The 25,521-nt window shown below is 67.7% G+C and carries 24 protein-coding genes; 15 read left to right on the plus strand and 9 right to left on the minus strand.

What is annotated here, in order from left to right:
* Position 1: 1 nt before the first annotated feature.
* Together BLT19_RS08870 and BLT19_RS08875 are read right to left on the minus strand one after the other, a co-directional pair.
* The gene (locus tag BLT19_RS08870; RefSeq protein WP_091488890.1) at positions 2-1,042 is read right to left on the minus strand and encodes a zinc-dependent alcohol dehydrogenase; all 1,041 of its coding nucleotides are present in this window, start codon (positions 1,040-1,042) and stop codon (positions 2-4) included.
* An 83-nt stretch (positions 1,043-1,125) separates the two neighbouring features.
* Positions 1,126-1,905, minus strand: coding sequence for an IclR family transcriptional regulator (locus BLT19_RS08875; RefSeq protein WP_091488891.1), 780 nt, complete (start codon positions 1,903-1,905; stop codon positions 1,126-1,128).
* 93 nt (positions 1,906-1,998) lie between these two features.
* On the opposite strand from BLT19_RS08875, the gene rhmD reads away from it, so the two are divergent.
* The 14 genes from rhmD to BLT19_RS08945 all read left to right on the plus strand — a co-directional run bounded on the left by rhmD (position 1,999) and on the right by BLT19_RS08945 (position 16,437).
* A complete protein-coding gene (rhmD, locus tag BLT19_RS08880; RefSeq protein WP_157681833.1) occupies positions 1,999-3,228 on the plus strand; it encodes an L-rhamnonate dehydratase in 1,230 nt (409 codons plus the stop codon).
* Positions 3,225-4,304, plus strand: coding sequence for a Gfo/Idh/MocA family protein (locus BLT19_RS08885; protein ID WP_091488893.1), 1,080 nt, complete (start codon positions 3,225-3,227; stop codon positions 4,302-4,304). The genes rhmD and BLT19_RS08885 overlap by 4 nt, the downstream gene beginning before the upstream one ends.
* A 122-nt stretch (positions 4,305-4,426) precedes the next feature.
* The gene (locus BLT19_RS08890) at positions 4,427-5,476 is read left to right on the plus strand and encodes an LLM class flavin-dependent oxidoreductase (protein WP_091488894.1); all 1,050 of its coding nucleotides are present in this window, start codon (positions 4,427-4,429) and stop codon (positions 5,474-5,476) included.
* 64 nt (positions 5,477-5,540) lie between these two features.
* Positions 5,541-6,764, plus strand: coding sequence for a Gfo/Idh/MocA family protein (locus BLT19_RS08895; protein ID WP_091488896.1), 1,224 nt, complete (start codon positions 5,541-5,543; stop codon positions 6,762-6,764).
* Entirely contained in the window at positions 6,761-7,252 is a 492-nt protein-coding gene (locus BLT19_RS08900; protein ID WP_091488899.1) for a VOC family protein, read from the plus strand. The genes BLT19_RS08895 and BLT19_RS08900 overlap by 4 nt, the downstream gene beginning before the upstream one ends.
* Before the next feature lies 1 nt (position 7,253).
* A complete protein-coding gene (locus BLT19_RS08905; RefSeq protein WP_172825612.1) occupies positions 7,254-8,390 on the plus strand; it encodes a mandelate racemase/muconate lactonizing enzyme family protein in 1,137 nt (378 codons plus the stop codon).
* Positions 8,387-9,451 carry an NAD(P)-dependent oxidoreductase gene (locus BLT19_RS08910; RefSeq protein WP_091488904.1) on the plus strand — a complete coding sequence of 355 codons (1,065 nt, stop codon included), beginning with the start codon at positions 8,387-8,389 and terminating at the stop codon, positions 9,449-9,451. The genes BLT19_RS08905 and BLT19_RS08910 overlap by 4 nt, the downstream gene beginning before the upstream one ends.
* Positions 9,448-10,314, plus strand: coding sequence for an amidohydrolase family protein (locus tag BLT19_RS08915; RefSeq protein WP_091488906.1), 867 nt, complete (start codon positions 9,448-9,450; stop codon positions 10,312-10,314). Before BLT19_RS08910 ends, BLT19_RS08915 begins: the two co-directional genes overlap by 4 nt.
* 81 nt (positions 10,315-10,395) lie before the next feature.
* Positions 10,396-10,692 (plus strand): putative quinol monooxygenase, encoded by a 297-nt coding sequence (locus BLT19_RS08920; RefSeq protein WP_091488909.1) that lies wholly within the window; start codon positions 10,396-10,398, stop codon positions 10,690-10,692.
* On the plus strand, positions 10,689-11,723 hold the full coding sequence (locus BLT19_RS08925) for a fumarylacetoacetate hydrolase family protein (RefSeq protein WP_091488911.1): 1,035 nt from the start codon (positions 10,689-10,691) through the stop codon (positions 11,721-11,723). The genes BLT19_RS08920 and BLT19_RS08925 overlap by 4 nt, the downstream gene beginning before the upstream one ends.
* Positions 11,720-13,144, plus strand: coding sequence for an NAD-dependent succinate-semialdehyde dehydrogenase (locus tag BLT19_RS08930; RefSeq protein ID WP_091488914.1), 1,425 nt, complete (start codon positions 11,720-11,722; stop codon positions 13,142-13,144). Before BLT19_RS08925 ends, BLT19_RS08930 begins: the two co-directional genes overlap by 4 nt.
* A gap of 193 nt (positions 13,145-13,337) precedes the next feature.
* Positions 13,338-14,645, plus strand: a complete 1,308-nt coding sequence (locus BLT19_RS08935; protein ID WP_091488917.1) for an ABC transporter substrate-binding protein — start codon at positions 13,338-13,340, stop codon at positions 14,643-14,645.
* Positions 14,645-15,616 (plus strand): carbohydrate ABC transporter permease, encoded by a 972-nt coding sequence (locus BLT19_RS08940; protein ID WP_091488920.1) that lies wholly within the window; start codon positions 14,645-14,647, stop codon positions 15,614-15,616. The genes BLT19_RS08935 and BLT19_RS08940 overlap by 1 nt, the downstream gene beginning before the upstream one ends.
* A complete protein-coding gene (locus tag BLT19_RS08945; protein ID WP_091488922.1) occupies positions 15,613-16,437 on the plus strand; it encodes a carbohydrate ABC transporter permease in 825 nt (274 codons plus the stop codon). The genes BLT19_RS08940 and BLT19_RS08945 overlap by 4 nt, the downstream gene beginning before the upstream one ends.
* Positions 16,438-16,470: 33 nt before the next feature.
* Here the strand turns inward: BLT19_RS08945 and BLT19_RS08950 are convergent, their stop codons facing one another.
* The 4 genes from BLT19_RS08950 to BLT19_RS08965 all read right to left on the minus strand — a co-directional run bounded on the left by BLT19_RS08950 (position 16,471) and on the right by BLT19_RS08965 (position 20,836).
* Complete coding sequence (locus BLT19_RS08950; protein WP_091488925.1) at positions 16,471-17,481, minus strand: LacI family DNA-binding transcriptional regulator; 1,011 nt, start codon at positions 17,479-17,481, stop codon at positions 16,471-16,473.
* 334 nt (positions 17,482-17,815) lie between these two features.
* Positions 17,816-17,998, minus strand: a complete 183-nt coding sequence (locus BLT19_RS08955) for a hypothetical protein (RefSeq protein WP_157681836.1) — start codon at positions 17,996-17,998, stop codon at positions 17,816-17,818.
* A gap of 51 nt (positions 17,999-18,049) precedes the next feature.
* Positions 18,050-19,645: an AMP-binding protein gene (locus BLT19_RS08960; protein WP_091488930.1), complete on the minus strand. Its 1,596-nt coding sequence runs from the start codon at positions 19,643-19,645 to the stop codon at positions 18,050-18,052.
* Between the two features lie 114 nt (positions 19,646-19,759).
* Complete coding sequence (locus BLT19_RS08965; protein WP_091493613.1) at positions 19,760-20,836, minus strand: Glu/Leu/Phe/Val dehydrogenase family protein; 1,077 nt, start codon at positions 20,834-20,836, stop codon at positions 19,760-19,762.
* 215 nt (positions 20,837-21,051) lie between these two features.
* Here BLT19_RS08965 and BLT19_RS08970 point away from each other — a divergent pair, with 215 nt between their 5' ends.
* Entirely contained in the window at positions 21,052-21,528 is a 477-nt protein-coding gene (locus BLT19_RS08970) for a YbaK/EbsC family protein (protein WP_091488933.1), read from the plus strand.
* 53 nt (positions 21,529-21,581) lie between these two features.
* Here the strand turns inward: BLT19_RS08970 and BLT19_RS08975 are convergent, their stop codons facing one another.
* The 3 genes from BLT19_RS08975 to BLT19_RS08985 are packed head-to-tail and all read right to left on the minus strand — an operon-like array spanning position 21,582 to position 25,512.
* Positions 21,582-23,510, minus strand: coding sequence for a glycogen debranching N-terminal domain-containing protein (locus BLT19_RS08975; RefSeq protein ID WP_091488936.1), 1,929 nt, complete (start codon positions 23,508-23,510; stop codon positions 21,582-21,584).
* Positions 23,507-24,418, minus strand: coding sequence for a carbohydrate ABC transporter permease (locus tag BLT19_RS08980; protein ID WP_091488939.1), 912 nt, complete (start codon positions 24,416-24,418; stop codon positions 23,507-23,509). Before BLT19_RS08980 ends, BLT19_RS08975 begins: the two co-directional genes overlap by 4 nt.
* Positions 24,415-25,512: a carbohydrate ABC transporter permease gene (locus BLT19_RS08985; RefSeq protein WP_091488941.1), complete on the minus strand. Its 1,098-nt coding sequence runs from the start codon at positions 25,510-25,512 to the stop codon at positions 24,415-24,417. Before BLT19_RS08985 ends, BLT19_RS08980 begins: the two co-directional genes overlap by 4 nt.
* Between the last annotated feature and the right edge of the window lie 9 nt (positions 25,513-25,521).

The following is a 25,521-nucleotide window of genomic DNA, read 5'->3' on the forward strand; positions in this document are numbered from 1 at the left end:
TTCAGACGCGGTCGGCGTCCAGCACCACCATGATCTTGCCGGCAGTGCCGTCCCCGGCGGCGAGGCCGGTGAACGCATCGTGAGCCCCGTCCATGCCCACGCTATGGCTGATCAGCTCGGCGGCGGCGGCGGGGGCCCCCGACATCCACTCGGCGGCGGCGCGGAAGTCGTCGTTCGAGTAGGTGAAGCTTCCGACGATCGAACGCTCCGCGGTGCTGATGCGGAACGCGTCGAGAGTGAGCGTCGGCGAGCCCATACCGACCAGGCAGACGCGGCCGCCCAGGCGCGTGGCGCTCAGCGCATCATTGAGAGTCTCGCTGAGGCCGACGGCGTCCAGCGCCACGTCGGCGTGCCGCCCGAAGATTCGCTCTGCGGCATCGGGCACGCTCTCTTCGCGTGGGTCGACGACGATCACGTTCAAGCGCTCGAGCAGCGCTCTTCGGCTGTCCATGACCTCGGTGACGAGGATCTTCTTCACTCCCGCCATCTGCAGGGCCAGGACGATCGACTGACCGATGGGCCCGCCGCCCAGAACGATGACGGCGTCGCCCGGCCCAGCATCGACGCGGCGCACCGCGTTGACGGCGACCGCGAGCGGCTCGATGAGCGCGCCGTAAAGGACCGGCATCGATTCGGGCAGAACGACGACGTTGCGGGCAGGCACGACGATGCGCTCGGCGAATGCGGCGATGAGTTCGGGCGCGACACCCAGTACCCGCTTCCAGGGGTCGTGCTGCTCGCGGCCTGCATAGGTCTGGATGTCTTCCGGCGGGAGGATCACCGGGTTCACCGTCACAAGAGTGCCGAGAGCGAGGTCGCTGCGCTCGACGTCGGCACCGATCGAATGCACGACGCCGACCGTCTCGTGCCCCATCACCTGACCGCGCACGCGACGACCGTTCTCGCCGGTGAACCCGTGCACATCGGATCCGCAGATGCCGGTCGCAATGACCCGCACCTCGACGTCTTCCGAGCCCACGATCGGGTCATCCACGGTGGAGATGGTGAGTCGACCGAAATCCTCGAGAACGAGAGCTTGCATCGTTGCGAACCTCCTGGTTCACAGACGTGAACCGCGTCTTTTGTGTGCGAACCAGATCAGACTGCGGCATGCAACGCGATATGTCAACGAGCGTGAGTGATCGCCGGCTCCAGGCCGAGATCGCCCTGCAGTCGCTGCGCCGTCCTCTGCAACGCGGGAAGGAGATCGTGTGGCCAGTTCTCGCTCGAGCGGTACAGCGGCATCGTGATGCTCATCGCGGTGATAACACCCAGCGCGCCGGTGTGGAGCGGCACCGCGACGCAACGGCATCCCTCGACGAACTCCTCATCATCAAGCGCGAATCCGCTCAGCGCGCACTCGCTGAGCGTAGCGAGCAGTCGTTCGGGTTCGACGACCGTTCGGGTCGTCAGCTGCGCGAGGGGAGCGGCGCTGACGCGCTCGGCTCGCTCGGCCGGCGCGAGCTGGCTGAGCAACGCCTTGCCGATGCCGGTCGCGTGCGAGGGCAGTCGCATGCCCACCGAGGACACGAGTCGCATGGGGTGGGCGGACTCGCTGATCGCGATGTAGACATTCTCCAGGCCGTCGAGGCGCGCCAACTGGACGGTCTCGCCGGTGTCTCGCGCGAGTGCATCCATCAGAGGCTTCGCTCGCTCGACGAGATCGTCGTGGCCACGGTACGTGTGGCCGACCTGCCAGGCGCGCAGACCGACGCGGTATCGGCGCGCGGCGTCGCGCTCGATCCAGCCCGATTCATGCATCGTTCCCAGCAGGGCACTCGCGCTGGATTTCGGAAGCGACAGGGCGTCGGACAGGTCGGCGAACGTGGCCGATCCGGTGGCCGACAGATAGTCGAGGACGGCCAGCGCTCGGCTGGCGGATTTGACGGATACCGCGACGCTCATTGACAGCCTTCCACCAGATCGTGAATCATGTGGGACACCAGTATGACCATAGGTTCACACATATGAACCTGCTACGCAAGGATGCCAGCCACTGTGGACTTTCTCGACTCCGATCGCATCGTCTCCGTTCGTGCTTACGTCGTCCCGGGGAACGTACAACCACCCGCGGTGCCGGATCCGTCGCTTGTGAGCGAAGAGGTTTACAACTGGCAGCGGCAGAAGGTCGCCAACCCGATGACGAAGTATCCCGAGTTCCGGGACAACCGCACGGCCGCGATCGGCAGGAACGCTGGGGGAACGGTGATCGTGCAGGTTGAGTCGGCCTCGGGAGTCGTCGGGATCGGCACGACCAATGGCGGGGTGGTCTCGGCATCGATCGTCGAGCTGCACCTCGCCGACGTGGTCGAGGGGGAGTCGCCGTACGCTCACGAGCGGATCTGGGACCGGATGTTCCGCAGCACCCTCGCGTACGGCCGGAAAGGCGTCGTCCTGCATGCCATCTCCGCGGTCGACCTGGCCGTCTGGGACCTGCACGGCAAGCTGACGCAGACCCCCGTGTGGTCGCTACTCGGCGGCAGGACGCTGGACGCGATCGAGGTCTACGCGACCGGTCCGAGCGCCGCAGCTATCCAGAACCTCGGCTTCTGGGGTGCGAAGCTGCCGCTCACGTGGGGACCCAGCGAAGGGGTCGACGGCTTCCGTCGCAACATCGCGCGTGCCGAGGCGGCGCGAGCGGCGGTCGGGCCGGATTACCCGCTGTTCTACGACTGCTGGATGGCGCTGGATGTCGATTATGCGGCGCGGCTCGCAGCCGAACTCGAACCGCTTGGGTTCCTCTGGATCGAAGAGCCGTTGCTGCCCGACGACTACGCCGGTCACTCGGAGCTGCGGCGTCGGATGCCCTCGACGATGATGCTCAATACCGGAGAGCACGAGTACACGGCGTTCGGCCACAAACTTCTGTGCGAAGCCGGCGTGGACATCCTTCAGCCTGATCCGAACTGGTGCGGTGGCATCACCGAGCTCCGGCGCATCGCCTCGATCGCCGTCGCCTTCGGCAAACGGATCATTCCGCACGTCGGCGGCCAGTACGCCTACCACTTCCTGGCATCATTTCCGCAGACGTTCGTCGCGGAGTTCCCCGTGATGACGGATGACTGCACCGAGATCCGCACATTCCACACGCCGCTCCTGCTCGGGGAGGCTCTTCCGGTCGACGGTCGCATCGTGCTCGACGACAGCCCTGGCTTCGGTCTCATGCTCAGCGAGGATGCGAATCTGGTGCGCCCCATGACCCGCGAGACCCTCGCCGCGTTCGCATGACCCGCCGCGCGCGCATCGCGGTTCTCGGAGCCGGGTGGTGGTCGAGTACCGTTCATCTGCCGGCGCTGGCAGGCAATCCGCGTGCCGAGCTCGTCGCGGTCTGCGACCCGAATGCATCTCGGGCCCGCCTCGCTGCATCGACCTTCGGTGGGAGGCCGTTCACCGACGTCGATGACCTGCTCGCCCGGATCCCGCTCGACGGGGTGGTCATCGCCACCCCGCACACGACCCACTTCGCAGCCGCAGAGGCCGCACTGCGGGTCGGCGTGAACGTGCTGGTCGAGAAGCCTCTGGCGACGACCGCCTCGGACGCCTGGGCTCTCGTGGAGCTCGCCCGCGAGCGGTCTTGCCTGCTCGCGGCGGGCCTGACCTACCAGTACGCGGCCGCCGCGCCGCAAATCCGCGATGCCGTGCAGACCGACATCGGCGAGTTGCGGAGCATCAACGCCGAGTTCTCGTCGACGACGCTCGGCCTGTTCCGCGTCGTCGATCCCGAGGATGCGCGCCTCGACGATGCTGCGGCCCCGCACGGTACGACCTACTCCGACCCGGAGACCGGCGGCGGTCAGGCTCACACTCAGATGACGCACCTGCTGGGCGGCGTTCTGTGGGCGGCGGGGCGCCAGGCAATCGAGGTGTCGGCGTTCACGGCACACCACGGGTTGGCCGTCGATCTCGTGGATGCCGTCGCCTTCAGTCTTGACGGCGGTGCACTCGCCGCCGCGTCGTCGACGGGCACCACCCCGCCTGGCGTTGCCCCGCGCCATCGCATCAGATTCCACGGCACGAAGGGGATGGTGGAGTGGGACATGCTGCGCGCGGACGCGGTCGTGCATCTGGAGGGCGGACTCATGCGTGCGATCGACAATCCTGTCGACAGCCCCTCATATGCGAAGGGGCGGGTCACCGAATCCTTCGTCGAGTCGATCCTCGACGGGACCCCCACGCCTGCGCCGGCCTTTGCCGCGGCCGCCTCCGTGGCCCTGATCGAAGCGACGCTGCGCTCCGCGCAAGAGCGTCGGGTCCTGGAGGTCAGTCAGGCGCCGGCTGCGCTGTTCGATTCCCTCCCCAGCTGATACGTCGTTCCCCTTGCGCGTGATCACCCCGCCTGCATACACTAAATGAAACCTTTCAGTTGCATCCTGTCACCGAAGTCAGGTCGAGTGGGCTCCTTCCCGCCGATGAGAGGCGGGAGCCGATGAGCATTGACAGCGGACTGCGGGAGCGCCTCCGACTCGGGCTCGCCGCGCCCGTCTTCGCGGCGCCGGGCATCGTAGGACTGAGGACGCCATCGCTCGAGCAGGCTTCTTGGAATGTCGTGCGGGACGCAGTGCGGACAGCCGAGGCGCTGGGTTACGACTCAGCCTGGTTCTCGGACCACCTTTTCCTCGGCCGCGACGGCGCCTTTTTCGAGAGCTGGACGGCGATGTCGGTGGCTGCGGGGTTCACCGACCGCATCCGTCTCGTCAACAATCACTTGGGTGTGGGACTGCGTGATCCGCGCGTGCTTGGGAAGATGGCGACTTCGCTCGCTGCGATCTCGGGGGGCCGGGTCGATCTCTTCCTCGGCCGCGGGTACCGCGAGAGCGAGTATCGCGCGTATGGACAGCTGTGGCCCACGGACGAGGTCCGCACAGACCGCCTCGCGGAAGCGATCGACGTCATCGGGGCGCTGTGGCCTGGCGAACCCGTCGACTTCGCGGGCGAGTTCTGGTCGCTGCGGGACGCCGTCGCGAAGCCGACGGATGCGCCCCCGCTGGTGTGGGTAGGCGGGCCATTAGACGCCGAGACGCTTGCCGTCATCGCATCGCGCGCCGGCGGATGGAACAGCTTTCCGCTCGGTCTGGGTGACTACCGCGCCGCCGCCGAGCAGGTCGACGGCGCCTGCGCGGCGATCGGACGTGACCCTGCGACTGTTCGAAGATCGCTCGAGACGCAAGTGCTCGTGCTCGAGAGCGACGATGAGCTGGACGACTGGATCGATCGCTGGGCGAGGCTGCGGGAAGCGTTGCATGGCGGAGGGCACACCGCGGACGAGATGCCCCCAGCGGGAGCCTTCGCGCGGGAGAGCCTGCAGCGCCTGTGCCGCGACCAGTTCATCGTTGGAACCCGTGATCACGTCGTCTCACGCATCCGCGAATACCGGGATGCGGGTGTCACCGACCTGGTCTGCTGGTTCATGGACGCGCCGGGTACGGGCTCCATGACCGTGCTGGCCGAGCTGCGTTCGCGCTGGGAAGTGCCTTGATGCTTCCCACTTCGAAACGTTTCAGATACGGTAAGGGCAATCACACAGAAGCGAGAGGGTCTCGATGACGAGACGAACGACTCCCTTGGGGGTGGCCCTGGTAGGTGCAGGGTTCATGGGCGGCAGACACCTGCTCGGCTACGCTGCCCTCGACGCGGCCGGCTACGACCGCATCACCGTGGCGGCGATCGTGGACGTCAATCCCGAGACGGCGACCGCGCGGGCTCTGGAGGTCGAGCAGCTGCTCGGCAATCGGCCGGCGGTCTACACGCGGCTCGAAGACGCCTTCGCCGATGCGGCCGTAGAAGCGGTCGACATCGTGACCGATCCGCGCACGCACCACACAATCGCCGCTCAGGCGTTCGACGCGGGGCGTCACGTGATCTGCGAGAAGCCGCTCGCTCTGACCGTCAGCACGGGTCGTTCGATGGTCGTGGCCGCCGAGCGAGCCGGGCTCGTGCTGGCGACCGCGGAAAACTATCGCCGCGGTGGCTCGAACCGGCTGGCCAAGGCCGTCATCGACTCGGGCGCGCTGGGCGAGCTCTTCCTTTTCCGCGAGGTGCGCGTCGGAGGGGATGACAGAGTCATCATCAGCCCTTGGCGGCACATGAAGCGCTCGGGGTCGATCGGCCTGGACATGTCGATCCACTACGCGGACATCATCGAGTACCTGCTCGGGCCCGTGCATACGGTCTGGGGCCGCGGATTCATCGCCGAGCCCCAGCGCGTCCCCGCCGGCGGCGGCACGCCGATCATCGCTGACGGCGAAGACTCACTGGTCGTGGCCATGCGGACCGAATCGGGCGTCGACGTGCACTTGGCGTATATCCCGTCCGGTCGGGGCCTGGCCTACGGCGAGCGGGTGCTGCACGGCCGGAACGGTTCCCTGGTGATCCCTGCCGACCGTACGGACGGGGACGTCGTGCTCCATCTGGCGGACGGCACTCGTCGAGGAGCCGAGATCGCCGACCTGCTCGGAGAGGATTTCGCGCTCGATGCCATCACCCGCGCGGTGCTGGGAGAGGACGGGACCGGCGGAAAGGGCGCGCCGTGGGCGGGGGTGGATGCCGGGCATCTGGCCATCGAACTCGCCGACTTCGCCGATGCGGTGCTCGACGGGCGCCCACCGGAGGTCGACGGCGTGGGGGGACTGCGAGCACTCGCGATCGTGCACGCGGCCTTCGAGTCGGGCGTCCTTGACCGCGCCGTCTCGGTGGACGAAGTGCTCGAGGGATCGCTGCACGCCTACCAGGACGACATCGATGCGCAGTTCACAGAGGTGGCATGATGACCGACGCGCCGTTCCATCAGGTGGCATACGTCGTGACAGACCTCGACGAATCCGTCCGCCATTGGGCCGACGTGCTCGGCGTCGGTCCGTGGAGTGTGTGGACGATGGGCCCCGATGTGGTCACGGAGGCGCTGTACCACGGGGCACCCGCGCGCTTCGGGTTCCGGCATGCCCTCGCGTGGTCGGGTTCGGTCCAGATCGAACTCGTCGAGCCGTTCGAGGGCCCGAGCATCTTCGATGACCAGCTCACCGCCCGTGGCCCCGGGCTCAACCACATCGGCCGGCTCGCCGACGATCACGCCGCCGCCAGCGCCGCGCTCGTGGAACGCGGCTTCACGCCGCTGCAGAGCGCCTCGTTCGGCGCGAGCGGCGACGGGCGGTTCGCCTACTTCGGGTCACCGAACGGGGATTCGATCGTCGAGCTCATCCACCCGCCGACGCGCCGGTTCACCCCCGACTACATCTACCCCGTGCAGGAAGGCTGACGTGCGCTCCGCTATCCCGATCGCAGAGGTCCAGACGTTCGTCTCCGGGCCCTCCGTCTTCGTGCGCGTGACGACCGAGTCCGGCGTGCGCGGCATCGGCGAGTCCACGGCGTTCGCCTTCCCACTCGCTGTCGTCGCGGTGGTCGATGCGCTGCGGCCCGCTCTCGTCGGTGCTGATGCGCTGCAGACGACGGACCTGTGGCTGCGCATGTACCGTGCTCTGGGCTGGCGCGGAATCACGCTCGGCGGCGCGATCAGCGCGATCGATCAGGCGCTCTGGGACATCCGTGGTCGTGTGTTCGAGGAGCCAGTCTGGCAACTGCTCGGCGGCCGCGTCCGCCGGGCAGTGCGCGCAATGAAGGTCCTTCCGACAGGCACCCTCGAGGAGGTCGTCGGGCACGCGCGCCAGGCGCAGGACGAGGGATACACCGCGGTGAAGGTGCTGCTGCATCAGCATGACCACCACACGATGGGCCACGCGGCCCGCATCTCAGATCTCGTCGGGCGGATGGCCGCCATCCGCGAGGCGACCGGCGACGATCTCGACCTCGGAGTGGAGCTGCACCGCAATATGCAGCCCGGTAACTCGATTGCGCTCATCCGCGAGCTGGCTACATACCGCCCTCTGTTCGTCGAAGACCCGATCCCGCCCGACAGCGCCCTTTCCTTCGGTGAAGTCTCGGCCAAGAGCGACGTACCGATGGCCGCCGGCGAGCGCAACACGACGATCTACGAATTCCGCGAGTACGTCGAGAAGGCAGGCGTCTCCTTCATCCGCCCCGATGTCGGCATCGCCGGAGGATTCACGCACATGACGAAGATCTGCGCGCTCGCTGAAGCGCACCATCAGGGGATCATTCCGCACGCCGTCCCCTCGGGCCCCGTCGCGACGATGGCGCACGTGCACCTCGGCATTGCGGTTCCCAACTGGGAGGTGCAGGAGCACGTCGACCAGGAGCGCGATCCGTTCACCCGGATGGTCGACCAGGTGCCGCGAGTGATCGACGGTTATCTGCATCCGATCGACGCCCCCGGCCTCGGAATGGAGCTCCGCGACGATGACCTGCGTGCCGGCGAGGTGGCCGTCTTCCCCGTCGCGCCCGACCTCCGCGCGGACGGATCGGTGGCGATCCGATGAGCGGTCCCTCTCTGCGGGTCGGCATCGTCTGCAATGCCGATACGGCGCAGCTGTACCTCAGTGGCCCTGACCTCGAGCGCCTTCGGGACTTCGCCGACGTCGACATCCTGGAAATGAATGTGCCGGGGGACACGTGGGGCAGACCGCAGCACGTGCCCGAGCTCGAGCAGGCGCTCGTCGATTTCGCCCGGAACCGCGATGTGCTGGTCGTCTGCCACGGGTCTGCGTTCGTGAGCGCCGCAGTCATCGACGCAGCCCCCGACCTGCGCATCATCGGCGAACTCGAAGGCGACAGGTTCGGTCACCGCATCGACATGGCGGCCGCGCGCGCCGCCGGCATCACCGTGGTCGACACCACGCACTCCTCGTCGTGGCCGGTCTCGGAGTGGGCACTCGCCCTCATCCTGGTCGGCCTTCGTCAGCACGGCCGGTTCCGCGACATCATCGCCGGCGCGCAGATGAGCCACGACGACTACCGCACCGAGCCGCCCGCGCGCGAACTGACCGGTCGCACCGTCGGAATGATCGGGTTCGGGCGGATCGCGTGGCGGCTGCGGGAGCTGCTCGAGCCGTTCCACGTGCGGGTGCTGGCCTATGACCCGTTCACCCCGCGAGAGCTGGCCGATGCCCTTCATGTCGACTTCGCGCCGCTGGAGCGGGTGATGGCTTGCGAGGTCGTCGTCTGCCTCGCGCCCGCGACACCGACCACGACCGGGATGATCGGCGCGCGCGAGCTGGATCTCCTGCCCCGCGATGCCGTATTCGTCAACGTCTCGCGCGGTGTCGTCGTCGACCGGCCGGCGCTCGAAGCCAAGGCCGCGCGCGGAGATGCGTGGTTCGCCCTGGACGCGCACGACCCGGAGCCGGTCGCCGTCGACACGCCCCTCCGAGGCATGCGCAACGTCTTCCTCTCGCCGCACGTCGGCGGGATGACCTGGGAAGCGCAGCCGCGCTTCTTCACGCTCATGGTGGACGAGCTCGAACGGTACGTCGACGGTGCCGAGCCGCGTGCGCAACTCACCGATCGGGCGCTGCAGGGGCGGGGGAGCGGCCTCGCATGATCGTTGACACGCACTGCCACGCCTGGCGGCGGTGGCCCTATGACACGTCCGTCCCCGATCCGCAGACGCGGGGGAGTGTCGACAGTCTGCTGTACGAGATGGACCGCAACGGCGTCGACCACGCGGCGATCGTCTGCGCCCGGATCGGCGGCGGGCAGGGAGGCGACGGGTTCGCCAACGCCGACAACAACGACGACGTGGTCGCGGCGGCGACGCTCCACCCCGACCGGCTCACCGCATGGGTGGACGTGGACTGCGTGTGGCGAGAAGACCACCATGCTCCCGGCGCCGCTGCGCGGCTGCGCGCCGAGCTCGAGCGCACCGGCGCCCGGGGCTTCACGCACTATGTCGATGCGCAGAACGATGGGTGGCTGCGCACCGCAGAGGCCGACGAGTTCTTCGCGGTCGCCGAGCAGCGCGGCGTGATCGCCTCGCTCGCGCTCGGGCCCGCGTGGTTCTCAGATCTCCACGACGTCGCCGCATCGCACCCGTCGCTGCAGATCCTGCTGCACCACATGGGCCATCCGGGCCAGGGGGATCGACGCGCTGCCGACGTGGACGCGCTCCTCGCGCTGGCCGCGTGTCCGTCGATCGGGGTCAAGGTCTCGGGGTTCAACTACAACTCGCTCGGCCGTGCCGAGTACCCATACGACGACGCTCAGGCGCTCTTCCGGCAGATCGTGAAGGCGTTCGGACCGGATCGGCTCACCTGGGGATCGGACTTCCCGGCATCCCGCGACGACCTCACCTACCGCCAGAGCATCGACGTCGTGCGCGTGCACGGCGCCGACCTCGGCGAAGCCGCCCTGGCCGCGATCCTGGGCGGAACCGCCGAACGGATGCTCGCGGCATCCCGCGTCTGATCAATACGAACCACCCGCCACCGGCCCACGACCACCAGACCACAAGACCACCGCACGACCGCCAAACGAAGGACGAACTCCATGCCCTCCACCCTCATCGCCCGCTACTACGTTCAGCCGGGCAAGACCGACATCGTCGAGCAGGCGCTCGGCCGGATGGCCCAGGCCGTCGCCGCCGACGAACCCGCCTGCCTCCTTTACAACGCCAACGTCTCGGTCGACGACCCGAACATCTACTGCCTGTACGAGGTGTACGAGGACGAGGATGCACTCGTCGCGCATCGCGAGACGGCTCATTTCAAGGAGATCATCGAGGGGATCGTCGTGCCCGTGCTCGAGAAGCGGGAGCGCGAGGTCTACCGCCGGATCCTCGGATGAGGCTTCTGCAATACGCCACCACGACTGATCAGGGTCCACGGCGTCATCTGGGCGCCCTCGTCGAAGGAACAGTGGATGACGGCACGATCATCGATCTCTCGGCCGCCGGCCGGGCAGCACTCGCTCACGAGGGCCTCTCAGCAGCCGGCATCCGTGATCTGTGGCCGCACCTCGCGCCGGTCACGATGCTCGCCTTCGTTCAGGGTGGCCGGCGCACGCGGGATGCCGCTGACCGCGCGCTGGAATGGATCGCCGAGTCGGGCGCCGACCGGGACGGCTTCGGGCAGGCGATCCGTCACGACACCGCCGGCATCACGGTGCTCCCGTCCATCACCGATCCGCCGATGCTGCGGGACTTCATGGCCTTCGAGAAGCATCTGAAGAACGTCTTCCCGCGGCTGGGGAGAGAGATCCCCGACGAGTGGTATCGGCGCCCCGTCTACTACAAGGGCAACACCGCCAGTATCGGCGCCCACGGGCAGGACGTCGCGTTCCCCGTGTACGCGGACCAGCTCGACCTCGAGTTCGAGTTCGCCGCGATCCTCGGTCGCGACGGCACCGACATCGCCGAATCCGACGCCCTCGACCACATCTTCGGGTACACCGTGTACGACGATTTCTCTGCGCGCGCGGTCCAGGCGCTCGAGATGACCGTCGGACTCGGCCCTGCGAAGGGGAAGGACTTCCACGGCGCCCACGTGCTCGGGCCTGTGGTCGTGACCGCCGACGAGATCTCCGACCCCTATGCGCTCAGCATGACGGGCATCGTCGACGGCGAGACCTGGACGGTCGGGTCGTCGGCGGACATGCACTGGCGATTCGAGCAGATGATCAACTACGCGTCGACGGATGAACCGCTGCGCGCGGGAGAAGTGTTCGGGTCGGGCACCGTGGGCGACGGTTCGGGCGCGGAGCAGGACCGGTGGCTCGACCCCGGCGCGCTGGTCGAATTGACGGTCGAGGGGATCGGCACCCTTCGCAATCGCGTCGTCGCGAGAGCGGACGCTCCGCACCGAGAGGACTATCTATGACGCTCCACGACAGGCTGTTCATCGCGGGGACGTGGCGCGCGTCGTCGCGCACGGCGTCTGTCCACGATCCCAGCGACGGGTCGGTGCTTGCGAACGTCGCGATCGCGGACGATCAGGACCTGGATGACGCGGTGAATGCGGCGGCGACGTCGTTCCCTGCGTTCGCGGCGACCCCTGCGCGCGAGCGCGCCGAGATGCTGCGACGGGCGTTCGAGATCATGTCGAGCGAGATCGATGCGATCGCCACCATCGTCTCGCAGGAGAACGGCAAAGTGCTGGCCGACGCCATCGGCGAAGTCACGTACGCGGCCGAGTTCCTGCGGTGGTTCTCGGAAGAGGCGGTACGGGTGTCGGGCGACTTCCGCGCGTCGCCGTCGGGTGACAAGACCATCATCGTGACGCACGATCCCGTGGGTCCCTCGCTGCTGATCACGCCGTGGAACTTTCCGGCGGCCATGGTCACGCGCAAGATCGGGCCGGCGCTGGCCGCGGGGTGCACGGTGGTCCTCAAACCCGCCCTCGAGACACCGCTCACCGCGCTCGCGATCGCGGACGTCTTCGACCGCGCGGGTGTTCCCCCGGGGGTGATCAACGTCGTCATCGCCAGCCCGGCGGGTCCGGCGGTGAGCCGCATGCTGGCCGACTCTCGCATCCGCAATCTGTCGTTCACCGGGTCTACCGAAGTCGGCAAACTCCTCATCCGGCAGTCTGCCGAGCACGTCCTGCGCACCTCGATGGAACTCGGCGGCAACGCCCCGTTCCTGGTGCTGGAAGACGCCGACCTCGACGAGGCCGTACGAGCAGCGATGGTCGCGAAGCTCCGCAACGGCGGAGCGGCGTGCACTGCGGCCAACCGGTTCTACATCGCACGCCCGATCGCGGCGGAGTTCGCCCGGCGCCTCGCCGATGCGATGACCGCTCTGCGAACCGGGCCTGGGCTCGGCGAGGGGGTTCAGCTCGGCGCCAGCGTCTCGGTCGGGGAGCGCGACAAGATCGCGCGCCTCGTCGACGGTGCGGTCGCCGACGGCGGGGTCACCCTCACCGGCGGCGTGGTGCCCGACGGTCTCGGAGCGTTCTACCCGCCGACTGTCCTGACCGTCGACGCGGACAACCCAATCCTCGACGTCGAGATCTTCGGCCCCGTCGCGCCCGTGGTCGCGGTCGATTCGGACGATGAGGCCATTCGTCTCGCGAATGCGTCGGCGTACGGGCTGATCTCCTACGTCTTCGGCGGCGATCTGCGCCGAACACTTGCCGTCGCGAAACGGCTCGAGGCAGGCATGGTCGCGGTCAATCGCGGCGTCATCTCAGACCCGGCCGCGCCGTTCGGCGGCGTCAAGGAAAGCGGCGTCGGCCGGGAAGGCGGCTTCGCCGGCATCCACGAGTTCCTCGAGTCGAAGTACATCGGAGTGGAGCTGTGATGGTGGGCAATGAAACGTTGTCCCCGTCGGCAAGGGTGTTGTCCTCAAAGCGTCCTTCCCGTGCGATATTCCTTGACATCACCCGGCGCCGGTGGGAGAGTGAGGGCGATCTGAAACGTATCAGACTGGAGCCGACAACATCGTCGATCCTCCGCAGGTTGAATGGGCAGCCGAAGTGAAAAGGAGTGACAGAGTGGTCACGAACAGCAGGATCATCAGGGGCACCGCCCTCCTTACGGTCGGCACCTTCGCCGCCATCGGCCTCACCGCCTGCGGTGGCGGCGGCGGGGGCGGCGAGAGTACTGACAAGACCATCACCATCGGCATGAATTCCGGTCTGGTGCCGACGTTCGAGGGGTACGCCGAGGCGTTCGAAGCAGAAAACCCCGACTGGACGGTCGAGGTCAGTGCGGTTCCCGACGCCCAGCCCGACTATATCCAGCAGCTCGTCACGCAGGGACTGTCGGCCACCACGCCCGACATCATCTTCAATTACGACACGCTGAACCAGACGTTGGCCGGCAACAAACTGCTCTTCGACATGAAGCCCTGGCTCGACGAGGGTAAGGGCGGACTGACCACCGACGGCTTTCTGGAGAACTTCCTCGACCAGTACCGTGTGGGCGACACCATCACGGGGATGCCCGTGAGCGCCGACTCGGGGATGCTCTTCTACAACGCCGATATCTTCGCCCAGTACGGCATCACTGACCTCCCCACGGCCGAGTGGACGATGGAAGATGTGTACCGCGTCGCAGCCGAGATCACCGATGCGTCGGGTGGGGCGGTCTACGGCCTCGGCACGCCGATCGGTGACAGCACCGCGTACTTCACGTTCTATCCGGTGGTGAAGGCCTTCGGCAGCAACATCTACGACCCCGAGACCAAGAAGTTCATCTTCGCCAACGACCAGGGCTTGGAGGCGTGGACCACGCTGCTGGCCCCTTACACCGAAGGGTTCGGCAGTCCGTACTCTGCGGCAGCCGACGGCCTGAACCTGTTCATCGGCGGCCAGACCGCGATGACGGTTGGCGCAAGGCCGAACGTCGCGAACTACCGCGACGGCATGCCGGATGTTGATTGGAACGTGCAGGAGATGCCGAAGGTCGACGGCAACTCAACCACCGGCGGGGGCTCGTACTCGCTGTCGATCAGCGAGAAGTCGACGAACAAAGAGGGCGCCTGGGAGTTCCTCAGCTGGTTCTACGCGACCGACGGCGGTATGAAGGCCGCAGAGCCCAACGGCGTCGTCCCAGCTACGAAGGACGGCCTGGAGAACGGCACGTGGAAGGACGACAGCAACCCCGTGCCTTCGAACCTGATCCCGGTCACCGAGTACGCCGTGGAGAACGCCATCCTCCCTGATGCAATCCCCGACGACGTCCAGCCCAAGGTCGCCCCTGCGCTGACCAAGGCCCTCGAGCAGGTGATCCTCGAAGGTCAGTCGGTGAAGGACGCCTACACCGCCGCACAGGACGAGCTGAACGGACTGCTCGGATAGTGAGCCTGCTCTCTGGTTCGCAGAGGGGGGTCGACCAGTCCGATCCCCCCTCCACGACGACGACCGTGGTGCTCGGGAACCGCCGCTCCAAGCCGGGGCGGCGGTATTCCCGCTACGACGCCGTCGCCGCCTGGACGCTGCTGGCTCCCGCCCTGGTGCTCTTCACGATCTTCATCGTGGTCCCGACGATCGCGGCGCTGGCACTCAGCCTGTTCGAGTGGCACTTCTTCGACACCCCGCAGTGGGTCGGACTGGAGAACTTCGCCCGGCTGGTCGGCGACCCGGATACGTGGAGCTCGCTGGGCGTCACCTTCGAATTCGTGATCCTCGGGGTGATCCCGACCATCCTGATCGGATTCATGATCGCCGTGCTGGTGAATGTGAGCCTGCCCGGCGTGGGCGCGTTGCGGGTGCTGTTCTTCGTTCCCGTCGTCGTGTCGGTGGCCGTCTCGGGCGTCATCTGGGCGTTCCTGTACGACCCGCGTGCCGGTCCGATCGGTGCCCTGTTCCGGGTCTTCGGCTGGACGATGCCCGACCTGCTGAACAGCCAGCTGTGGGCGACTCCCTCCCTGGTAGTGATGATGATCTGGGGCGGTCTGCCGATCGTGGTGATCCTCTACCTGGCTGGTCTCCAGCGCATTCCACCGGACATCTACGCCGCGGCTGCGCTCGACGGTGCCGGCCCGTGGCGGACGCTGTGGTCCATCACGTGGCCCAACGTCGCCTCGACCACGCTCGTGGTCGTCGTGCTGCAGATCATCGGTTTTGTCTCGGGCTCGCTCGACCTGGCCCTCATCATGACCAACGGCGGCCCGCTCGGCGCGACGCGTGCGCTGGGCCTGTACGCCTACCAGCAGGCGTTCGCATTCCAGGACGTCGGGTACGCCACGGCGCTCTCGGTGCTCCAGCTCGTGGTCATCGTCGGAATCGTCTCGATCGGCCAGTTCGTGATCAGGAGGATGAACCGGTGAAGCTCGGAAAGCTCCGGATCGGCAGATACACCGCCATCACACTCTGCGGCCTGGCGGTCGCCTTCCCGCTGTTCTATCTGCTGTCGGGCTCGCTGATGACCTACAGCGAGATCATCTCGTACCCGCCGACCTTCGTGCCGAGCGATCCTCAGTGGGCGAACTTTGCCGCGGCGCTGGACTACATCCGTCCTCGCACGATCCTCAACACGTTCATCTTCGTGATCGGTGTGCTCCTGCTTCAGCTGGCGGTGTGCCTCCCCGCCGGGTTCGCGCTGGCGAAGATCCGGTTCCGCGGCGCGAGCGCGCTCCTGGTCTTCTTCGTGCTGCCTATCTTCGTACCGACGAATCTGATCCTCATTCCGACCTACATCGTCACCTTCCAGCTCGGCCTGATCGGCTCGTTCCTCGGGATGATCCTGCCGATAGCAGGGCAGGCCTCGGTCGGTGTGCTGCTGTTCCGGCAGTTCTTCGCGGGGCTGCCCGACGGTCTGATGGATGCTGCCCGCCTCGATGGCGCGGGATGGTTCCAGACCTTCTTCCGGGTGGCGCTGCCGCTTTCGCGGCCCATCATCGCGGCGTACTCGGTCGTTACGTTCCTGACGGCGTGGAACATGTACATCTGGCCACTGCTGGCGGGGCCGGGCCCTGACACCCGGGTGCTGACGGTCGCCATCGCTCCGCTCGCCCAGTCGCAGTACTCCAACATCTCGCCCTCCATCGGGTTCGCGGCGGCAGTCGTGGCGATGGTGCCGGTGCTCGTGGTGTTCATCGCCTTCCAGAAGTGGTTCACCAAAGGCGTGATCGGCACGGGGCTCGAATGACAGCACTCCGGGCCGTGCAGCTCGGGCGGACGGTCAGCGGATGGTGGAGCTGCGGCGCACGATCAGCCGCGGCGGCAGGAGCACCTGGCGGTGGACGTGGTCGGCGCCCTGTTCTGCCTCCTCGATCAGCAGCCGCACCGATTCGTGGGCGAGCGTCTCGAGGGGCTGGCGGATCGATGTGAGCGGCACGATGGCTGACGCGGCGTAATCGATGTCGTCGTATCCGACGATGGCGATATCTCGCGGGATGTGTATGTCACCCGCGAGAATCAGTGCCTGCATCACGCCCAGCGCGACCAGGTCGTTCGCCGCGAAGATGGCGTCGGGCCGATCTTCGGGTGGCATCGCCACGATCGCCTCGCCTATGCGGCGACCTTCGATCATGGTGTGATCGTTCGTGTCGATGTGCCTCAAGTGCACGCCGGGAGCCTCTTCGACAGCACGCTGGGCGCCGCGCCACCGATCCTCGACCTGATGCAGCGGCCCTCCGACGAAAGCGATCCTGCGCCGGCCCGTCCCGATAAGGTGGCCGGTCGCGACCCGCCCTCCTGCCATGCCGTCCAGAGCCACGGAGCAGAACGTTCCTTCCGTGTCACGGACGTCGAAGAGCACGACGGGCATGCCCCTGCGACCGAGACGCCGGATGCGCTCCGTTGTTCCGTCGAGCGGCGCGATCAGCATCCCGCGGACCCGCTGCTCCTCAAAGAGGTCGATGTAGCGATCCTCGCGGCGGCTGAGCTGATCGCTACTGCCAACAATCACCGTATGGTCGAGCTCCTCGGCTGCTGTCTCGCAGGCATGTGCCAGTTCGCCGAAGAATGGATTTGCGACGTTGAGGACGATCATTCCGATCGTCGTGCCCCCGCCCATCTTGAGCTGGCGAGCGAGGTCGTTCCGGACGAAACCGATCTCATCCATCACCCTCTGCACGCGTTCCAACATCGCGGCCGACACTTCATTCGGCTTGTTCAGCACATTCGATACGGTGCCCACGGACACCTGCGCGCGAGCCGCAACTTCGCGAATGCCGACTGCCCGACTCACATATCACCGCCCGATGTCCGTCATGTATGAAACCGGCGCGCGTGCCTATCGACGTGCGCTCTGAAACGTATTATGACGGACTTCCCGTTGGGGGTCAGCCTACGTACATTGCGTCCAGTGCTGCGGTCCACCACGCGAAACGACGTTCTCCGCCGTGCCGAGCAGCTCACGCCTGCTTCTGCCAGGCGCCAACGCATACCCGACCGTCGAGTCGCAACACGCCGCGCGGGTCGAGCCGTGAAGATCTGTGCGACCCGGGGTGGGCTGAGCGCGCGACACACCTCGGGTCGGCCGAAACGTCACGCTCGGCGCGAAGCTGATCGCCGACCGCAGCCTACGACGGGCAGGGGCGCTCCCGCCGCTTCAGGATGTAGAGCATCTCCTGAGTGGTCGGCAGCGGCCAGAGGTCGTCGGCGATGATCGTCTCGATGGTGTCCGCGGCTGCTCGCACCGCGTTCATCGCGGGCAGCAGCGCCTCGCGGGCGGGCGTTGCCTCGGCCAGGGAGTCATGACCCACCTCGGTCCCGAGCGACGGCGACACCGAGTCCGCGGATCAGACCGCGCAGGGTCAGCCGACCGGCGCCGCCTCCCGCGCACGCAGATCCTTGCGGAGGATCTTGCCGGCCGTGGACTTCGGGATCGCGTCGATGAACTCCACCCGCCGCACCTTCTTGTGCGGTGCGACGTTGTCGGCGACGAAGGCCATCACGTCCTCCTCGGTGAGGCCGGATTCGGGGGCTGCGACGACGAACGCTTTCGGGATCTCCTGCTTGTCGTCGTCGTTCACGCCGATGACGGCGGCGTCCATGATCTTCGGGTGCGACAGGAGGAGAGCCTCGAGCTCGGCCGGTGCGATCTGGTAGCCCTTGTACTTGATCAGTTCTTTCGCACGGTCGACGATTGAGAAGTAGCCGCCCTCGTGATAGACGGCGACGTCGCCGGTGTGCAGGAATCCGTCCCCATCCAGCGTCTCGGCGGTCGCGGAGGGGTTGTTCAAGTAGCCGAGCATCACGTTCGGCCCTTTGACGAGCAGCTCGCCGGGCGCGGTCACGCCGTTTTCGCCGAACTCGGTGATCTCCTCGCCGGTGGCGGTGTCGATGAGCCTGCAGACCTCGTTCGGCAGAGCCGAGCCCACCGAGCTGACCGGAACGTCGAACCGGTCGAAGTGCATCGCGTGCGAGACCGGGCTGAGCTCGCTCATGCCGTAGCCCTGCAGCATCCGCGCGTTGATGCGTCGCCCGGCGATCTCGGCAGTCTCCCCGTCCAGCGGCGCCGCACCCGAGAAGACGGTGTGGACGCTGGAGATGTCGAACTGATCGACGATCGGATGCTTGGCCAGGGCGACCGCGATCGGCGGGGCGATGTAGAGGTACGTGCACTGGAACTTCTGGATGTTCGTGAGGAACTCGACCAGATCGAACTTCGGCATCGTGACCAGGCTCGCCCGCTTTCGCAGCGCGAGGTTCAGCAGCACGGTCATGCCGTAGATGTGGAAGAACGGCAGCACGGCCAGCACCCGGTCGCGCTCGGAGAGGTTCATGTTCGGCACACACTGTGCGACGTTCGCGACCAGGTTGCGGTGGCTCAGCATGACTCCCTTCGGGATGCCGGTGGTGCCCGACGAGTAGGGCAGCACCGCCACGTGGGTGGCCGGATCGAAGCTCACCTCCGGCGCGGGGGACTGTTCCATCAGCAGCTCGCGCAGGTTCGGGTGCCCGTCGGCGCCATCCATCACGATGAGGTGGTCGTCGGCGATGCCGACCGCTGCTGCCGCAGCCTTCGCCTGCGGCAGGAGCGGGGAGACGGTCACGAGCCAGGTGGCTCCGGCATCCTTCAGCTGCTTCTCGATCTCACCCGGCGTGTAGAGCGAGTTGATCGTCGTCACCGTCGCACCGGCGCGCAGAATGCCGTGGAACACGGTCGCGAAGGCGGGGACGTTCGGGCACAGCAGTGCCACCACGGTGTCGGTGTCGACGCCGCGCGCTGCGAGTGCACCGGCGAAGGCGCTGACCTGCGCGCGGAGCGCCCCGTAGGTGGTCTCGGCGCCCGTGGCGGGATCGACGAGCGCGATGCGCCCCAGGTCCTCGTCGGTCAGGCTGCCGAAGAGGTAGTCGAAGACCGACAGGTTCGGGATCTCGACATCGGGGTACGGGCTCGTGAACATCGCGTCTCCTTTGACACTCGTGACAGTGCGCACACCGCAGCTGCGTGCGACGCAGTGTCAGCCATTATGGCATCGAGTACATACCGCACGGTATGCCGCGAGGCCCGGCCTCGCTCAGCCCACGAACGCGTGACGGTGCTCCGCCGCCCGCAGCCGTTCGGCGGCGAGCGCCTCCGCGGCTTCCAGCGGAGTGACACCGCGCTCGGATGCCTCGGCGAAGATGCGCCGGACCGTGCCGCCGATTCCCGCCACCCGCTCCATCACCTCGTCGCGCGTCCCGATGTGCTTGGCCACCGAGTCCAGGTAGATCACCCCGCCGGCGTTGACCACGAAGTCGGGGGCGTACAGGATGCCGCGCGCGGCGAGCCGGTCGGCTCCGGAGTGGTCGGCCAGCGGATTGTTCGCCGGGCCGCACACCGCTCGGGCGTCGAGCGCGTCGATGACCTCGTCGGTCAGCAGCCCTCCGATGCCGGCGGGCACGAACACGTCGGCCGGGATCAGGTGCTCTTCGCCGGCGGAGATCCACTCCGCGCCGAGCTGCAGGGCCAGATCTCGCTTGGCCGGATTGACGTCGGTGACGGTGAGGCGGGCACCCTCGGCGCTCAGGCGCACCGCGAGGCGGCTGCCGACCTGACCGAGGCCGGAGATGGTGATGCGGCGGCCGTCGACCTCAGGGCTGCCGGTGCTGTGCTCGAGCGTCGCCCGGAGCGACTCGTAGACGCCGAGGCTGGTCGGTCCCGCCGGTTCGCCGGATCCGCCGACCGCGTCGGGAAGGCCGACGACGTGCTCGGTGCGCTCGCTGACCACGAGCATGTCCTCGGTCGTGGAGCCCACGTCCTCCGCGGTGCGATACAGGCCCTCCAGCGACTCGACGGCGTCGCCGAGATCCAGGAACGCGTCGCGTCGTCGTTCATCGTCCAGCTGCGTGCCGGGCGGCAGGGCGATCACGGACTTGCCGCCACCGGCATCCAGTCCCGCGGCGGCGTTCTTGAGGGTCATCGCGGCCGAAAGGCGCAGGGCATCGCCCAGCGCATCGCTCCAGTGCGGGTAGGTCCAAAGCCGCGCACCGCCGAGGGCGGAGCCCAGCACGGAGGAATGCAGCGCGACCGTGAGGAACAGACCGCTCCGGCGACCGGTGATCACCTCCACGCGCTCGTGGTGGAAATCCGGCAGGGGAAGCCCCTGAGGCAGGGTCGCAGGCATCGTGGTCCTCGTCGATCAGCCGTCGCCTCTTCGTGGGATGCGACGGGCGCGTACGGATGCGCAGCGTCGCAGCATCCATCTCCATTGCACCACCGGTGAGCCGATCGTTCAACGTCCTCCTTGTTTCCTGAGCAGACTGCGCAGTCCCCTCGCGCCGGCGCGCGGCGAATCGCACGGACTGCTCGCGGAAATAGGCTGGAGCAATGAGCGAGCACCTCCACCCGCGCAGCCGCATCGTCTCCGACGCGCTGCGAGCGGCCGGCATCCCGGGTCAGATCGTGGTCCTTCCGGATGCCGCATCCACCGCCGCCCTCGCTGCGGCAGCGCTCGGGATCGAGGTGGGCGCCATCGCCAACAGCCTGGTGTTCTGGAGCGACGGCGAACCGCTGCTGGTGATGACCAGCGGCGCCCACCGCGTCGACACCGCCGCGCTCGCGGAGCGCCTCGGTCGCGGGTCGATCACGCGCGCGAGCGTCGACCAGGTGCGCGAGGCCACCGGCCAGGCGATCGGGGGTGTCGCGCCGACCGGGCATCCGGCGCCGCTGGTCACGGTCGTGGACGAGGATCTCGCAGGCTTCGAGGAGATCTGGGCCGCCGGCGGAACCCCGCACACGGTCTTCCCGCTGACCTTCGATCAGCTGGTCGCGCTCACCGGCGGGCGCGTGCTGCCGGTCGTCTGAGCGTCCGGCGCCCTTGACGCCCGCCCGGAGGGGGGCGAAGATGAGCGACGGGTTCAGTCCGGCGGTCGCAGGTCCAGGAGGACGGAGGCCGCGGTCACGGCCGCGGCAGCCGACCAGGCCTGCGGCCGGCAGGCAGCTGGGTAGGGGGTCGGGACCGCCGTGTGCGTGCGCGGGTCGCCGGAGTGCAACTCGGGGACGCGGTACGCGAAGCCCTCGGCGGCCGCCAGCAGATCGTCGATGACGATCCGCGCCTGGTCGCGGAGTCCGGCGCGCGCCATACCGTGCGCGACGATCGCCGAGTCGTGGGTCCAGACGCTGCCGCCGTGGTAACTGAGCGGCCAGTACCCGGCAGCGCCGGTCGACATGGTGCGCACGCCGAAGCCGGTGAGCATCGACGGCTCGATCAACAGGGCGGCGACGTCCCGCTCCTGATCCGGCTCGAGGATCCCGGTGCCGAGCAGGTGCCCGATGTTGCTCGTGAGGGAATCCACCGGTCGCTTGTGCGCGTCCAGCGCGATCGCCGGGTATGAGCCCTCCGGCGTGTGCACCCAGTACGCGGCGGCGAACCGCTCCTTCAACCGGGCCGCCCAGGTGCGCAGTGCCGCCGCCCCAGGCTCGCCGAACCGCTCGAGGAGGTCGGCGCCGGCGATCGCGGCTTCATACGCGTATCCCTGCACTTCGCACAGGGCGATGGGCCCCTCGGCCAGCTCGCCCGAGCGCCACTGGATCGAATCGCCGGAGTCCTTCCAACCCTGATTGGCCAGGCCGTGCCCGGTGCGATCCAGGTAGTCGATGAACCCGTCGCCGTCGTTGTCGCCGTGGTGCACGAGCCAGTCCAGCGCTGCCCGCAGGGCGGGAAGCAGATCTCTGACCTCGGCCTCCGGCATCCCCCAGCGCACCGCGTCGGCGAGGAGGCACACCCACAGCGCCGTCGCATCCACCGTCCCGTAATAGACGGGCGGCAGCACGATCCCCTCACCCGGCATGGCCAGCGGCGCCGAACGGAGCTCGTGGAGGATCTTCCCGGGCTGCTCGGCGGTGGCCGGCACATCGCGGATGCCCTGCATCCGCGCCAGGACGCGGAGCGTGGATGCCGCGATGCCGACGTCGATTGGCAGCGCCAGGCGCGCAGCCCACAGCGAGTCGCGACCGAAGAGGGTGAGGAACCACGGCGCGCCGGCGGCGAAGAACTCATCGTCCGGATGCTGCGGCAGTGCCATCCGCAGGGCGTCCAGGTCGCCCAGCGCCACCTCCAGCCACCGGTTCAGGCGCGGATCGGCCTCCAGGTCGGGACGGCGCTGCGTGATGGGCGCCCACGGCACCGGCCGGTCGGCGCCGCGGACGACGAGCGAGGCGTCCTGCAGCGCGGCTACCCACGCCAGATCCATCCGCCCACGGGGTTCGAGGTGCACCCGCCACTCGAGGGTCACGGCGTCCGGCGATGCGGACACCTGCGCATCGGGCGCGCTGACGGCGAAGCTGCGGGTGGCGTCCATGACGACGGCCGATCCCGGTTCGGAGACCGAGGTCTCCCACGCCGGACGAGCGATCCTGACCCCGGCCTTGACCTCCTGGAGGGGGGAGAAGTCCGGCTCGATCCGCACCGAGAGCACCGCATCGACGGCGGTGGGCAGCCCGGACTGCACCGACAGCGTCTCGCCCACGCTGCCGGCCTCCACCAGGCGCGTGCGCAGCAGCCTCAGCTTCGGATCCGGCGTGTCGTCGTCGAGGGAGCGCAGCACCGCGCCGAAGGTGATCCGCGACGCGTCGTGGGCGGCCGTCGAGACCCATTCCGGATGCTCGCCGTCGACGGTGACCACGACCGACCGGATATGGCGCACATCGCCGTGATAGATGCCGTCGATCGGGCGGCCTCCGATGTCGCCGTGTGGTCCCGACCATGCCTGCGTGGGGGCGCGCAGCACCACGACACGGTCTGAGAGCAGCGGCTGACGAGGCTCGTCGCTGACGACATCGCTCATTCCTTGACCGCCCCTTCACTGGTGTTCATGATGCGCTTCTGGAAGATGAAGAACATCACGGCGACCGGAATCGTCATGATCAGCGCCGCGGCGAGCTTGAGCGGATATTGCGTGCCCTGGCTGAGCTGACCGGAGGCGAGGGATGCCACGCCCTTGGTGAGCGTCGTCAGCGCCGGCGACTGCGTGGAGACGATGAAATGCGACAGCTCGTTCCACGATCCCTGGAAGGACAGGATGATGATCGTGATCAGCGCCGGGCGTGCCATCGGCAGCACCACCGACCAGAACACCCGGAACGTCCCGGCTCCGTCGATCCGCGCCTGCTCCTCGACGGAGACCGGGATGGATTCGAAGAAGTTCTTCATGATGAACACGCCCGCGGCGTCCACCAGGAGCGGCACGATCATCCCGGCGTAGGAGTCGTACATGCCCAGCTGGTTGATGACCAGGAACTTCGGGATCAGCAGGACGACGGCGGGAACCGCCATCACGGCGACGACACCGGCGAAGATGACGCCCCGACCGCGGAAGTGCAGCCGCGCCAGCGCGTAGCCGGCGAGCGAGCAGAAGAAGACCCGGCCCAGCGTGACGAAGACCGTCACGATCGCGGAGTTCATGAACCATACCGGGAAGTCGCTGCGCAGGAAGAGGCGCTGGTAGGCGGCCACGCTCCAGGTCTGCGGGATCAGCGAGACCGGATCACTCGCCGCCTCCGCGTCGGTCTTGAAGGACGTGGCCAGCTGGATCAGGAAGGGATAGATGTAGATCAGCGCCAGGCCGATCAGCAGGGCGTAGAGGACGATCTGCCCGACCCGCGTGCGCGTGGACCATTCCCTGCGGATCGGCTTCTGCGGCTTCGGCGGTTCCTGGTTGATCAGCTCGGCTTCGGCGAGCGTGGTGCCGCTCATGATCGTGCCCCTTTCGGCTGGTACTGCCGCGCGCGTCGTTTCGATACCGGCCGGTCACGCAGCACCCAGCGCTGGAAGATCGTGAGGACGACGATGATCGCGAACAGGATGAAGGCGATGGCCGCGCCCTGACCCCAGTCCTGCCCGAGGAACGCCGCTGAGTAGGACAGGTACGCCGGGGTGACGGTGGTCTTGCCGGGACCGCCCTGCGTGCCCGTGTAGATCTGGTCGAAGACCTGCCAGCACCCGATCAGGCCGAGCGTGAGCACGGTGAACAGGGTCGGGCGCAGCTGGGGGAGCGTCACCCGCCAGAACCGCTGCCAGCCGTTGGCGCCGTCCATCACCGCGGCCTCCTGGGTGTCGGCGCCGATGTTCTGGAGCCCGGCGATGAACAGCAGCATGAACGTGCCGCTGGTCGTGAACACCGACATCAGGATGAGGGCCGACATCGCCACGGACGGGCCCGCGAGCCAGTCCCACCACGACAGCCCGAGGAAATCGCCGTCGGTGAGAAAGGCCGGGCCGTTCGTGATGCCGACCGCGGCGAGCAGGTTGTGCAGGACGCCGCTGGGGTCGGCCCACCAGTTCGGTCCGTTGATCCCGATCCAGGAGAGGATCTCATTCACCGCGCCTGAGGCGGAGAACAGGAACAGCCACAGCACGGTGATCGCGACGGTGCTGGTGACGGACGGGAAGTAGAACGCGGTGCGGAACACGCCCCGCCCGCGCAGGATCGCGCGGTTGACCAGGACTGCGAGGAAGAGTGCGAGCGCCGTCTGGAGCGGCACGACCAGCAGCACGTACCAGGCGTTGTTCCGCAGCGAGGTGCCGAAGTCGCGGGTGGGAAGGCCCCCGTCCGTCGTGATCGCAGCGTAGTTCTCCAGCCCCACGAACCCGACGTCGGAGGAGAACGGGCTGCCGCGTCCCGACCAGTCCGAGAAGCTGACCCAGAGGGCCATGAACACCGGGATGAGCAGGAACACACCCAGGATCACGATCACCGGCAGGGTGAAGACCCAGCCGGCGACGGCCTCGCCGCCGCGGAGCCCGGAGCCGGGCGTGCGCGTGCGGCGAGCCGTCGTCGTCGCCGACATGGCGCGATG

The organism is Microbacterium pygmaeum (assembly GCF_900100885.1).
Lineage (GTDB): Bacteria > Actinomycetota > Actinomycetes > Actinomycetales > Microbacteriaceae > Microbacterium > Microbacterium pygmaeum.

What these genes read in the sequence shown, in the direction of transcription:
- BLT19_RS08870 (WP_091488890.1), bottom strand. Translation starts at nt 1,042, where the DNA reads ATGCAAGCTCTCGTTCTCGAGGATTTCGGTCGACTCACCATCTCCACC.
- BLT19_RS08875 (WP_091488891.1), bottom strand. Translation starts at nt 1,905, where the DNA reads ATGAGCGTCGCGGTATCCGTCAAATCCGCCAGCCGAGCGCTGGCCGTC.
- BLT19_RS08885 (WP_091488893.1), top strand. Translation starts at nt 3,225, where the DNA reads ATGACCCGCCGCGCGCGCATCGCGGTTCTCGGAGCCGGGTGGTGGTCG.
- BLT19_RS08890 (WP_091488894.1), top strand. Translation starts at nt 4,427, where the DNA reads ATGAGCATTGACAGCGGACTGCGGGAGCGCCTCCGACTCGGGCTCGCC.
- BLT19_RS08895 (WP_091488896.1), top strand. Translation starts at nt 5,541, where the DNA reads ATGACGAGACGAACGACTCCCTTGGGGGTGGCCCTGGTAGGTGCAGGG.
- BLT19_RS08900 (WP_091488899.1), top strand. Translation starts at nt 6,761, where the DNA reads ATGATGACCGACGCGCCGTTCCATCAGGTGGCATACGTCGTGACAGAC.
- BLT19_RS08910 (WP_091488904.1), top strand. Translation starts at nt 8,387, where the DNA reads ATGAGCGGTCCCTCTCTGCGGGTCGGCATCGTCTGCAATGCCGATACG.
- BLT19_RS08915 (WP_091488906.1), top strand. Translation starts at nt 9,448, where the DNA reads ATGATCGTTGACACGCACTGCCACGCCTGGCGGCGGTGGCCCTATGAC.
- BLT19_RS08920 (WP_091488909.1), top strand. Translation starts at nt 10,396, where the DNA reads ATGCCCTCCACCCTCATCGCCCGCTACTACGTTCAGCCGGGCAAGACC.
- BLT19_RS08925 (WP_091488911.1), top strand. Translation starts at nt 10,689, where the DNA reads ATGAGGCTTCTGCAATACGCCACCACGACTGATCAGGGTCCACGGCGT.
- BLT19_RS08930 (WP_091488914.1), top strand. Translation starts at nt 11,720, where the DNA reads ATGACGCTCCACGACAGGCTGTTCATCGCGGGGACGTGGCGCGCGTCG.
- BLT19_RS08960 (WP_091488930.1), bottom strand. Translation starts at nt 19,645, where the DNA reads ATGTTCACGAGCCCGTACCCCGATGTCGAGATCCCGAACCTGTCGGTC.
- BLT19_RS08970 (WP_091488933.1), top strand. Translation starts at nt 21,052, where the DNA reads ATGAGCGAGCACCTCCACCCGCGCAGCCGCATCGTCTCCGACGCGCTG.
- BLT19_RS08975 (WP_091488936.1), bottom strand. Translation starts at nt 23,510, where the DNA reads ATGAGCGATGTCGTCAGCGACGAGCCTCGTCAGCCGCTGCTCTCAGAC.
- BLT19_RS08980 (WP_091488939.1), bottom strand. Translation starts at nt 24,418, where the DNA reads ATGAGCGGCACCACGCTCGCCGAAGCCGAGCTGATCAACCAGGAACCG.
- BLT19_RS08985 (WP_091488941.1), bottom strand. Translation starts at nt 25,512, where the DNA reads ATGTCGGCGACGACGACGGCTCGCCGCACGCGCACGCCCGGCTCCGGG.